This window comes from Frankia sp. CcI49 (genome assembly GCF_001983215.1).
Lineage (GTDB): Bacteria > Actinomycetota > Actinomycetes > Frankiales > Frankiaceae > Parafrankia > Parafrankia irregularis.
Map to the genome: position 1 here is coordinate 1 of NZ_MOWP01000043.1, position 12,030 is coordinate 12,030.

The 12,030-nt window shown below is 72.7% G+C and carries 7 protein-coding genes; 1 reads left to right on the top strand and 6 read right to left on the bottom strand.

The window, feature by feature from the left end:
* From CcI49_RS42325 to CcI49_RS35500, 6 genes are all read right to left on the bottom strand, one after another.
* On the bottom strand, positions 1–5,636 hold a 5,636-nt coding region (locus CcI49_RS42325; protein WP_158230865.1), incomplete at its 3' end, for a type I polyketide synthase.
* Positions 5,637–6,312: 676 nt separating this feature from the next.
* Entirely contained in the window at positions 6,313–6,855 is a 543-nt protein-coding gene (locus CcI49_RS35475) for a DUF4333 domain-containing protein (protein ID WP_235497869.1), read from the bottom strand.
* Positions 6,856–7,967: 1,112 nt separating this feature from the next.
* The gene (locus tag CcI49_RS35485) at positions 7,968–8,492 is read right to left on the bottom strand and encodes a sigma factor-like helix-turn-helix DNA-binding protein (RefSeq protein ID WP_158230867.1); all 525 of its coding nucleotides are present in this window, start codon (positions 8,490–8,492) and stop codon (positions 7,968–7,970) included.
* Positions 8,443–9,120 (bottom strand): NAD(P)H-binding protein, encoded by a 678-nt coding sequence (locus tag CcI49_RS35490; RefSeq protein WP_083749911.1) that lies wholly within the window; start codon positions 9,118–9,120, stop codon positions 8,443–8,445. The genes CcI49_RS35485 and CcI49_RS35490 overlap by 50 nt, the downstream gene beginning before the upstream one ends.
* Positions 9,121–9,196: 76 nt before the next feature.
* Positions 9,197–9,922, bottom strand: a complete 726-nt coding sequence (locus CcI49_RS35495; protein ID WP_076833904.1) for a hypothetical protein — start codon at positions 9,920–9,922, stop codon at positions 9,197–9,199.
* A gap of 495 nt (positions 9,923–10,417) precedes the next feature.
* Positions 10,418–11,206 (bottom strand): neutral zinc metallopeptidase, encoded by a 789-nt coding sequence (locus CcI49_RS35500; RefSeq protein WP_054566460.1) that lies wholly within the window; start codon positions 11,204–11,206, stop codon positions 10,418–10,420.
* 228 nt (positions 11,207–11,434) lie between these two features.
* On the opposite strand from CcI49_RS35500, the gene CcI49_RS35505 reads away from it, so the two are divergent.
* Positions 11,435–12,007, top strand: coding sequence for a DUF6624 domain-containing protein (locus tag CcI49_RS35505; protein WP_054566459.1), 573 nt, complete (start codon positions 11,435–11,437; stop codon positions 12,005–12,007).
* Positions 12,008–12,030 lie beyond the last annotated feature (23 nt).

Below are 12,030 nucleotides of genomic sequence, written 5' to 3' on the forward strand. Positions count from 1 at the left end.
ACCACATCCCCACCCCGCACCACCACATCCCACAACTCCGCCGGCGACGACACACCACCCGGGAAACGACACCCCATACCCACGATCGCAATCGGGTCGTCACCGGACCCGGTACGGGAGGCTGTCGGCGACCGGGCCAGGGCCACCGCAGAAGCCGCGGGACCGACCGGCGGACGATCCGCGGCGGCGTCCCCGCCGTGATCCCCGCTGCCGCCAGGGGTGTGATCAGCGCCGCCGCCAGGGGCGACCGGCTCCCTCGCCGGCCGCACGCCCGTGAGCTCACCGGCCAGGAATCCGGCGAGCGCGGCCGGGGTGGGATGGTCGAAGACCACCGTGGTGGGCAGCGCCAGCCCGGTCCGATCGGCCAGCCGGGCACGCAGCTGCACCGCGGTGAGCGAGGTCGAGCCGAGCTCGCTCAGCGCCCGGTCGGCGGGGACCTGGTCGGCCTCGTCGTAGCCGAGCACCGCCGCGGTCTCCGCCCGCACCATGGCGAGCAGCAGCCGGCGCCAGTCGGGATCGGACATCCCGGCCGGACGGCGCAGCGGGTCCGCTTCCCCACCGGTGTCCGCCGTTCCGGCGGTCGACGGGGTGAGCGCTCCCTGCGCGTTCGCTCCCCGCGGGCTCAGTGCGGCACCGGCCTCGGGCAGATCGGCCAGCAGCCGGCTCGGGCGTGCCGCGGTGAAGATCGGTGCGAAGCGGTCCCAGTCGACATCAGCCACGGTCCGCACGCCCGCGGCACCGCCGGCCCGCTCCAGCGCGGCCACCGCCAGCTCCGGGCGCAGCGGGCGGAGGCCGCGTTCCCGCAGGTGGCCGGCGATCTCGGGGTCGACAGCCATGCCGCCCTCCGCCCACGGCCCCCAGGCGAGAGCCGACGCGGCCAGCCCGCGCGCCGCACGGTGCGCGGCGACCGCGTCGAGGCAGGCGTTGGCCGCGCTGTAGGCGCACTGGCCGCCGCTGCCCCAGGTGCCCGCGATGGAGGAGAACAGGACGAACGCGTCGAGCTCCCGGGCTCCCAGCAGCTCGTCGAGGTGCCGCGCCCCCGCGACCTTGCCGGTGACCACGTCGGCGAACTCGGCGATGTCGATGTCGGGCAGCCCCGTGAACTGCCCGGCAACGCCGGCCGCGTGGACGACCGCCGTGAGCGGGCTGGTCGCCGGGACGGCCGCGAGCACGGCCGCCAGCGCGTCCCGGTCCGCCGCGTCGCAGGCGACCACGGTCACCTCGGCGCCCCGGCCGGCGAGGTCGGTCACCAGGCCGGACGCGCCCGGCGCCGCCATGCCCCGTCGGCTGGTGAGAACGAGTCGGGCGGCACCCCGGTCGGCGCACCAACGCGCCACCGCGGCACCCAACGCACCGGTCCCGCCGGTGATCAGTACGGTGCCGCGGGGCCGCCAGCCGACGCCGACCGGGTCCGGGCGGGTACGGACGATCCGCCGCGCGAAGACTCCCGAGTCGCGGATCGCCACCTGGTCCTCGCCGGTCGCGCCGACGAGGACCGCCGCCAGCCGGCGGGCCGCCGGGCCGTCGACAACCGGCGGCAGATCCACCAGGCCGCCCCACGAGCGCGGCAGCTCCAGCGCGGCGACCCGCCCCAGGCCCCACACCTGCGCCTGGACCGCGCTGAGCCCGGCAGCAGCCGTGCTGGGTTCGGTGCCGGAAGCGGTATCGCCCGTGGGACCGGCGTCGCCTGTGGCGGACGGCCCGTCCACACCGGACGCGTTCTCGGCGGCGGCGGGGTCGTTGTCAGCGGGCTCGCCGTCGGCGGGATGGGCACCGACCAGGCCGGCTGGCATCGCCGCGTGCGTCGCACACCACAGCGGCGCGTCGATTCCGGCGTCGCCGAGTGCCTGGAGCAGCGTCAGGGTGGCCGCGAGGCCCCGGGAGACGGCCGGATGGTCGGTCCGGTCGCGTTCGTCCAGGGCGAGCAGCGAGAGCACCCCGGTCAGCGGACCGCCGCCGGTGTCCACCTCGGCCAGCAGTGCTGCCGTCGAGTCGCGCTCAGCCTCGTGGGAGTCCGTCCCTACCGGGAGCACCGCGATCACCTGACCGCCGCTCACCTCGATGGCCCGCACGCACCCGTCCACGACCGCGCCGTCGACAACCGCTCCGTTCGTGGACGCTCCGTTCGTGGACGTGCCGTTCGCGGGCATGTCGTTCGCGGGCATGCCGCCGACGCCGTCCGCAGGGACCACCAGCAGCCACCGGCCTGGTGTGCCTTCGACAGGCGGCATCGCCACCGGCCGCCACACCGCCCGGTAGCTCCAGCTGTCGACGGCCTCCTGGCCGCGGCGGTCCGCCCGCCAGGCCGCGAGCGCGGGCAGCACAGTGTGCAACGGGGTGTCCGCGGGAATGTCCAGCACCTCGGTGAGGTCGCCGCGCGCCACCGCGTCCCAGAAGGTCCGCTCGCCGGCCTCACCCGCCCGTTCCTGCGCGCCCGCCGCACCGACGCCGCTGCTGGTGCCGGCCCCCATGCCGGCCAGGTCGCCGGGGAGCGCCGGGGCGGAGAGGATGTCGCCGAGCCAGAACCGCCGGTGCTGGAACGGGTAGGTGGGCAGATCCATCCGGCGTGCGCCGGTGCCGGCGAAAATCGCCGACCAGTCGACGTCCACGCCGCTCACCGCCAGCAGGGCCAGCGCGCGGGCCAGGGCCGTGTGCTCGTCGGCGTCCCGCCGCAGCGTAGGGACGAACACCGCGTCGGCGTCGCCCACCAGGCACTCCTGGCCCATTCCGGTCAGCACCGCGTCCGGGCCGATCTCGAGGAAGGTCCGCACGCCCCGTTCGTGCAGCCGGTCGACGCCGTCCTGGAAACGCACCGCGGACCGGACCTGGCGGACCCAGTAGTCGGCGGACCTGAGCTCGTCCGGGTCGGCGAGCTGACCGGTGAGGTTGGAGATGAGAGGAATCTCCGGCGGACGCATGCTCAGACCACGGACGAGCTCACCGAACTCGGCCAGCATGCCGTCCATATGCGCCGAGTGGAACGCGTGCGACACGTGCAGCCGGCTCGCCTTGCCGCCGTCCGCGCGCCACCGCTGCGCGATCTCCAGGACGGCCCGGGCATCACCGGAGAGGACCACCGACTCCGGCCCGTTCACCGCGGCGACGTCCACCCGGCCCGCGCCGGGGCCGGTCAGCCCGCCCCACACGGCGATCAGGTCGAGCGCCTGCGCCTCGGACGCGCGCAGCGACACCATCGCGCCCCCACCGGGCATCGCCTGCATCAGCCGTCCGCGCGCCGCCACCAGCGCGCAGGCGTCGTCCAGGGAGAACACCCCGGCGACGTGGGCGGCGGCGAGCTCGCCGATCGAATGGCCCAGCAGAAGGTCCGGGCGAACGCCCCAGGAGCCCAGCAGGTCGACGAGGGCGACCTCCAGGGCGAACAGCGCCGGCTGCGTGTACTCGGTGCGGTCCAGCGCCGTATCGGGCGGCACGCGGTCGGTGCCGAACACGACGTCGCGCAGCGGGCGGGTCAGATGCTGGCCGAAGGCGGCGCAGATCGCGTCGAAGGACTCGGCGAACACCCGGTGGCGACCGTACAGCTCGCGGCCCATGCCGAGCCGCTGGGCGCCCTGGCCGGTGAACAGGAACGCGAGGCGATCGGTGTGGCGCGCGGGACGGGTCACACCCCGGATCAGCGACGCGGACGGTTCCCCCGCCGCCAGCGCGTCAAGCCCGCGCAGCATGCCGGCGAGGTCCGCGGCGACGACGGCGGCGCGGTGCTCCAGTACGGCGCGGCCGGTCACCAGGGACCAGCCGACGTCCACCAGGGCGGGTCGGGGCTCGGAGGTCACCCGGGCCAGCAGGCGGGCCGCCTGCTCCCGCAGCGCCGGCTCCGACCGGGCCGAGAGCAGCCACGGCAGGTGCCGACCCGGCCCGCCATCGGCCGCCGAGTCGTCGGCCACGGAGACCCCGCCCGGGGAGACTCCGGCCAGGGAGTCATCGGCGACGGAGTCACCAGTGCAGGAGACATCGGCGACGTGGGGCGCCTCCTCCACGATGACGTGGGCGTTCGTGCCGCTGACCCCGAACGCCGAGACACCRGCCCGGCGCACCCGGGCGGCCCGTGGCCACGGCACCGGCTCGGTCAGCAGACGCACCTGCCCGGCGGACCAGTCGACGCGGGATGCCGGCGCGTCCACGTGCAACGTGCGCGGAAGCAGGCCATGTCGCAGCGCCAGCACCATCTTGATCACGCCGCCGAGGCCCGCTGCCGCGACGGTATGCCCGATGTTCGACTTGAGCGAGCCCAGCCACAGCGGCCGGTCGGCCGCGCGGTCCTGCCCGTACGTGGCGATGATCGCCTGTGCCTCGATCGGGTCACCGAGCCTGGTCCCGGTGCCGTGTGCCTCCACCGCGTCCACGTCGGACGGAGTGAGGGCGGCCCCGGCCAGCGCCGCCCGGATCACCCGTTGCTGGGCCGGCCCGCTGGGCGCCGTCAGCCCGTTGGAGGCGCCGTCGGAGTTCACCGCGCTGCCCCGGACGACCGCCAGCACCGCATGGCCGTTGCGGCGGGCGTCCGACTGCCGTTCGAGCACGACCACCGCCGCGCCTTCGGCCCAGCCGGTGCCGTCCGCCGCCTGGGCGAAGGACTTGCAGCGACCGTCCGGTGCCAGGCCCTGCTGGCGGCTGAACTCCACCAGCACGTCGGTGGTGGACATCACCGTGGCACCACCGACCATGGCCAGCGTGCACTCACCAGCACGCAACGCCTGCGCAGCCAGGTGCAGGGCCGTCAGCGAGGACGAGCACGCCGTGTCCACTGTCACCGCCGGCCCTTCCAGGCCGAGGGTGTAGGCGACACGGCCGGAGGCGACGCTGGGCAGGGTTCCGCTCATCAGGTGGCCCTCGACGGCGGCCGGGGCGGCCCGCCACGGCGGGCTGTAGTCGGCGACGGCGATACCGGTGAACACTCCTGTCGAGCTGCCGCGCAGCGAGAACGGGTCGATGCCGGCCCGCTCGAGCGCCTCCCACGAGACCTCCAGCAGCAGTCGCTGCTGCGGGTCCATCGCCAGCGCCTCCCGGGGCGCGATACCGAAGAAGGCCGCGTCGAAGCCGGCGACGTCGTCGAGGAAGCCACCCTGGCTGGTGTAGAAGGTGCCGGACCGGCTCGGGTCGGGGTCGTAGCCGGCGGCGAGATCCCAGCCGCGGTCGGTCGGCAGGTCGACGACGGCGTCACGCCCCTCGACAAGCAGCTCCCACAGGTCCTCGGGGCCCCGAACACCGCCGGGGAACCGGCACGCCATGGAGACGATCACGATGGGGTCGTCCACCGGATCCGGCCGTGCCTCGCCGCCGGGCGACGACCCGCCGGCGACGCCGGCGGGCGCTGATGTCCGCAGCACCCGGTCCCGCAGATAGCTCGCGAGACGTTCCGGCGACGGATGGTCGAACAGCAGCGTGGCGGGAAGTGGCAGCCCGAGCTCCGTGCTCAGCGCGTCCCGGAAGCCGGCGGTGCTTCCACCGCCGAGCCCCAGCCGAGTGAACGGAACACGGGGGTCGAACGGGACCCGTTCGCCCTCGTCGCCGACAGCGCGGACCAGGTTTCGGCGCAGCAGGTCGAGCAGGACCCGGTGCTGTTCGACCTCCGGAAGACCGAGAAGCGTCTCCCGCCAGGTGGAACGGTGCTGTCCGGCCAACGATTCTCCCGGGATGAAGGTCCGACGCGTGAGGACAGGCCCCGGGCGGCGGATATCACCGACCAGGTGCAGGAATTCAGGCGGAGAGAAACGGCGACGGAATCAGACCGGGTACAAGGATCCGTCGACCGAACAGAACACGATCGTCCGGTCGGCGTTCAGATGACCGGGCCGGCGGCGGAAGGGGGCGGCAAGGGGGTGGCAAGGTACCGTGCGAATCGGCGCGCACGCCGCCGCGGAGAACGGCCGGTCAACGCGACATCATCGGCAGGGATCCGGCCGGCAACGTCCCACAGCGGGATCAACCCGCGGCACCACCTAAACCCGCGACGCCACCGCGAGCAGTGGATCCCCGTCGCGCGGCTCCATACCTGCTTTCAGTCCCCCGCCTCGCGTTACCTGACCCGACCAGTTGGATGGACATCCCAGTCCACATTCCAATCGTTCCGAGAACAGTCACATCGCATGCATGTCAGCCCACCGCGCAGCCCGGGCCTCATGTAGGAAGGCATCCAGAGGATAGGCACAGGCCGACGCCGTCCGCAAGCAAGTTCGCGCGTTGTTACGCACCCGGACATCACCCGCGGACAGCATCGACGAATGAGCCCGAGCCGCCCGGACGAAGGTCAATCCGACCGGAAAACCGTCGCTGACCTGGGCGAAGTGCGGTAGGCGATCACATGAGAATCCAGGTGTAGCCACCGCTGTCGTCCGCCATGGTGACCACCGCGACGGCGACCAGATCGTCGCCTCTGACCGCGCAGTGGAAGCTCGAGCCGGCCGACAGACGCGGGTCCTCCGGGCACGACACGATCACCGGGATCCCGGTCTGTCTTTCCACCTCCGCCGCGACGTCCTGCTGGACCCGGTCCCGGTCGAACACGGCAGTCGACGACCACACGCTCCTCGTCAGCGGCATGGCGAGGGCAGCGCTCAGGAGCGTCAGCACGACGCACAGGCCGAGGGCGGCCCAGGTCGTCCGGGGTGCGGGCCGCCGACGGAGCGCGCGGGCCAACAGATACGCCCAGGGCGCGATCAACGCCCAGGCCCAGTGCGCCGGATCCTCCCCGAGCACCCGCAGGAGCCGGCGGTCGATGACCGCGACCAGCACGCCACAGCCCCAGCCGACGAGAAGTCCCAGCGATACCGCGGTGGCGATGCCGAGGCCCGGGAACATCACGCCGACGACCACGGCGGCGACCAGCCCGACGAGCGGCACCGAGGCCGCCACCCAGGCGGTGGCCTCGGCTCTGGAATCGCCCGACGTTCCCCCGGGTGACGGCGCGGCCGGTCCGCGGTGCGTCCGCGCAGACGCCGGCGGCGGGGGCTGCCAGACCTGTCCGGGCCCGGTGAACCCAGACGGCGCAGGCCCTGGCATCACCGGGCCCGTTGGCTCCGGCCATGGTGCTGCGGGGCCGGCCGAGACGGAGACGGTGACGGAGACGGAGACGGCGGAGCAAAGGGCGACGCGGGCGGGTGAGGAGGCGGAGGCCACGGCCCCGGTGGACCACCCGGGTTCTCCAGGCCATCGGACATGATGAACAACATCTCCTTCGAGGAAATCGGCCCGGTGGCCGGCTCGCAACCCGGCGACGCCGCCGCGGCCAGTCATCTTCCCGCATCCACAGCAGGCTCTTTTCGCTGACCCGGACAACCGTGCGCCCGTCCGAGGCGAACGCCACCGCCAGCGCCTCGTCGTGACGGCCGCCGGTACGATCATGGCCGAGCGGGCGCGGGGTAATCCGGATGGAAACATCCCACAACTGCACCGCGATATCCCCTGTGGAACTCGCAGGAATGTTCGCCGTCCGGCGAGAAGAGCATCGCGCCCACGCAGCCCTCGCGACTGCGACCGTCGCCCGGTTGGTGCCACAGGGGTTTACCAGGCCGGCACGGCTCGCTTCGAACACAGATTCCACAGCCCACCGCGCCATCCCAACCGGCGCTGGCCAGAGTGCGACCATCCAGCGAGAACGCCACCGAGAACACCTCGTCCGTGTGGTCCGCAAAGGAGCGGCTCAGCTGCCGAGCCTCGGTCCCGTCCAGCACGTCCCACAACCGCGACCGCAGACGACCATCACCGCAGGCGAAAGCACACAGGCGCCCATCCGGCGCGAACGCCGCCGGCTCGGAACAGCTGTCGCTGGCCAGGTAGAAACCGCTCGGCATCCGAACCTCCGCCGAAACAGACCGCGATGCGGCATACATGAGCCGACATACATGAGCCTGTCTGCCGATCATCTACCGATCTCTCATAAGCAGGTCATGCGGTCGATGCGTTCCGGTCTGACGACGAATATCCGACCGCCAGGCAGGCCCAGAGAAGTATCCTCAGACCCGCCGCAGCTTGTCCGGGTTGCGAACCGTGTCGATGCGGGCAATGCGACCGTCGCCGACGACGAACGACAACACCGCGCGATAGCCGTCATCGCTGGGGAGCATCAGCCCTAGCTGGCCGTTCATCGTGATCTCGACCGGCTGGTGCGGGGACTCCCGGCCGAGCGCCGCCCACACCCGCGCGACCCGCTCCCGGCCGTGCAGCGGCTTGCGTAGCGCCGTCGCACGCCCGCCACCGTCCGAGGTCCAGACGACCTCCGGGTCCAGCACGGAGACGAGGCTCTCGAGGTCGCCTTCGCCGACCGCCTGCGCGAACGCCCGCACAGCGCGGTCGTGCTCGGCGGGCGACGCGGCGAAACGCGGCTGTTCGCGCCGGACATGGCGGCGCGCACGCGAGGCGAGCTGCCGCACCGCCTCCGGTGTGCGCCCAACCACCTCGGCGACCTGACCGAACGGGACGTCGAACACGTCATGCAGCACGAACGCGGTGCGCTCCGCGGGCGAGAGCTGCTCCAGCACGGTCAGCAGCGCGTAGCTGACCGACTCGTCGAGCGAGACCCGGTCGGCCGGGTCGGCCGCCGACCCTCGTGGATGCGGCGTTCCCAGCGGCTCCGGCAGCCACGGGCCGACGTAGGTCTCGCGGCGTGCGCGAGCGGAGCACGACGGTGTCGCCTTCGAAGAACTCACGTGCGTTGCGCTCGGCCGTCAGCGCGGACGTCGTCGGGCCACCACCGGCGACCGGCGCGTCCTCGTCGAGCCACCCGTCGCCGCCGTCGGCGTACACGAACGAGATCGACTCCTGCACCAGCCTGCGCGCCCCGGCGCCCTGGGCGGCGCGGGCGGTCGCCTCCGACGCCACGACACGCAGCCGATCGTTCTCCTCCCAGGCGGTCGGATCGGCCATCCGTTGAACACCGGGAGTGTGGGTCAGCAGGTTGACGACGACGTCCGCCCCGTCGAACGCACGGCGCAGCGACGCCTCGTCGAACACGTCCGCCTCGACGGCCCGCGCCCCGACGCGCTCAAGCCGCTCCCGACCGCGGGCGGAACGGGTCACCCCCCGGACCTGGTAGCCGGCGGTGAGCAGCTCACGGACGAGCCGCCGCCCGATGACACCCGTGGATCCGTTGATCACAATCTCATCCATGCTGACCTGACGACGCAGACCGCGTGATCGTGACATTCGGAGTCGGCCTGGGCGGGCACCGGGCGGCGGCTGAGGCTCAGCTGGTGCAGCCGTAACCGTCGCCGTCGCGGTCAAGGTCGAACGGGTCGGGCGGGGTGACGCGCAGCGGGCCACGGACGTAGTTCGGGCCGTCGCCCTTGCCGCCCGCGCAGTCGTAGTCGCCGATGCCGCTGCGTAGGCAGGTTTCCGGGTAGGACGACTCGCACCCGGCACGCGGGTCCGGTGCGGGGGCCGCGGCCGGAGGCGGCGCGGCCTGTGGCGGCGCGGCAGCGGCTGTCGGCTGCTGGACGACCGCCGCTGGCTGCTGCGGCGCGACAGCCGGTGCAGGCTGGACCACAGCCGCCGCGGTCGAGGTGGTCGGCGGCGACGCCGGCGCCACCGACCTGGCGGAGGGCCTCCCGGCCGCCGTGCTCGCGGGCGCCTGCGGCACGAACGTCGCCGACGCGACGGCTGCCGTCGGGCTGACCGACGTGGCTGTCGCCGTGAGGGTGCCACCGGCGCTCGGGGACGTCGTGGCGGGCGGGCTGGGCCGCCCCACTACCGCGGAGGCCGCGACCACAGCTCCGTCACTCTCGTCCGCCTCCTCGGTGGGCATCAGGGCAGCACTCACCAGGAAGACGAGCAGGGCGACGGCCGTCACGCCCGCGGCCGTCCGGCGGTCACGGATCCGCGCCCAGGCGAGTCCCCGCCGGGCGAACGCGATCAGGCCCACCACGAAGCCGATCAGGGCGAAGAACACCAGGAACGCGAGAAGCGTCGTCACAGCTCGGCCTCACTTCCGCGGCGAGCGGGCCGGCCGCGACGGACCAGCGTACTCATGCGGAGGACACCGCCATCGGGCGTGCCTCGTTTCCCTGCGAGAAGGCCTCGGCACCCGCACGCCGCCAGACCGCATGTCGTTGTCAATTTCTGTTTCCCCCGTACGCTCATTCAAATAAGAGCGGGTCAGGGTATCCCCCGGGCTCAGGCAGCGCCGATCCAGGGGGCGTCTGCCACCGTGGCGGGCCCGGCATCACGCCGCCAGCCCCATCACCCAGGTGACCGGGGCAGATCACTGTGAACTCGACGGCGCGGGCGGTGGGGAACTCGGCCGGCACGTAGTGCCGTGGCCGAGGGCACCCCCGACGCCGTCGATGTATCGGAGCAGGAGCTGGCACGCCAGATCATTGACGCCGAACAGCTGCGCAGGGCCACCGAGGCCGCCACGGGCTGAACCAGCCAGGAACTCGCCATGCTCCACCCGTCAGGCCGTCAACGGTCAGAAAAGCACGCTGCCGGTGGGTGATTCACCGAGGCGGAAGCAGGTGTCGTTGTCGCGTAGATAGCCGAAGGTGAACGCCTGGGCGCGCTGGCGGGACGTGCCGTGGGCGCCCTCCGACGTGGCGGTCTCGCGGTCGAACCAGCCGCGGTCACGGTTGTCACCGAGGCCGAAGAACAGCAGGACGCCGGAGACGGCATCGCCGAGGTCGAGCCGGTCGGCGTCAGCGGCCGTGCGGGCCTGGCCGCCGGCAAGGCAGTCGGCCTGGTTCTCCTCCGCGCGGGAAACCACTCCGGTGCGGCCGGAGAGAGTGGCAGCCCGGTGAGCCAGCTCGTGCATGAGCACATACATCGGGTAGGACGGACCACCGGTGTCGTGCAGCTCGGTCATGAAGTCGACGCTGTACGCGATGGTGTCGTCGAGTGGGCAGTACAGGGCGTTGTCGGCGAACGCGGCCGGGTCGGATTCGCCCTGCGCGCAGGCGATCGGTGGGATCTCCCCGTCTCGGTAGGAGATGTAGCGCGGTGGGGTCCACTTCTCGCCCAACTCGCCGGCCCAGTAGGTGTTCACCGCGCCGGGGCAGCCCGCGGGCTCGACGATGATCGCCTCGACGTCCTGCACCGTTTCGACGGCGCCTCCGCAGCTTCCGGCGGGAAGTGCCTGCTGGCCGGCGGACGCCGCGATGCCGTCCGAGTCGGATGTCGAGTCCAGCCCGGCGCAGCCCGTGAGCAGTCCGCTCCCTAGCACGGTGGCGACAGCGCCTGCCAGAAACGTGTGCCTGATCCCCATAGCGTTCACCGTAGAGATCCTGGTGGTCAGATCGCCCGGTCCGTCGGAACACGGACAGAGCGGACCGCCGGGGCGTGCGCTTGCGGGCTCAGCAGCAGCTTCGCGGCTCGGCGCCCTCGATCCGACCGTGTCAGGCCGCGGCGAGTGCGACGCGGCAGGCGGCAGCCAGCCCGGCCGTTCGCAGTCGATGGGGCCGCCGCCGCCTCCCGCCTCGCCCACAATGAGCACATGCGGGAGGATCTTCGGGAGGAACTGGCACGGCGGACGGAGGCCGACCAGCAAGTGCGGAACGCCTGGCTGGCCATCACTTCAACCCGGCACAGCGACCCCGCCGGCCGGGACGGCGCAGCCGGCACCGACGCAGCCGATCCAGCCGAGCGTGAGGTGCTCGCTGATCGGATGCGAGAGATTGACGCGGACAACACCGCGTGGCTGCGGGCAGTCATCGCCGAGCACGGCTGGCCGGGAGAGACACTGGTCGGGCCGGTCGGAGCGAGCGACGCCTGGCTGATCGCCCAGCACGCCGACCACGACCCCGAATTCCAGGCGGAATGCCTGGAGCTGCTGCGGGCCGCGGTCGTGGCCGGGGACGCATCCACCAGGCACCTCGCCTACCTGACCGATCGGGTGCTCTGCGCCCGCGACGAGCCACAGATCTACGGGACCCAGTTCTGGCGCGGACCACAGGGCACCGACGCCCTCGGCCCTCGTCCCATCGCCGACCCGGAACATCTCGACGCCCGCCGTGCCGCGGCCGGCCTGGAACCCTTCGCCACCTACCTGGCTCACATGACGGCCTAACTACTGCACAGTTCCGCCGGTCC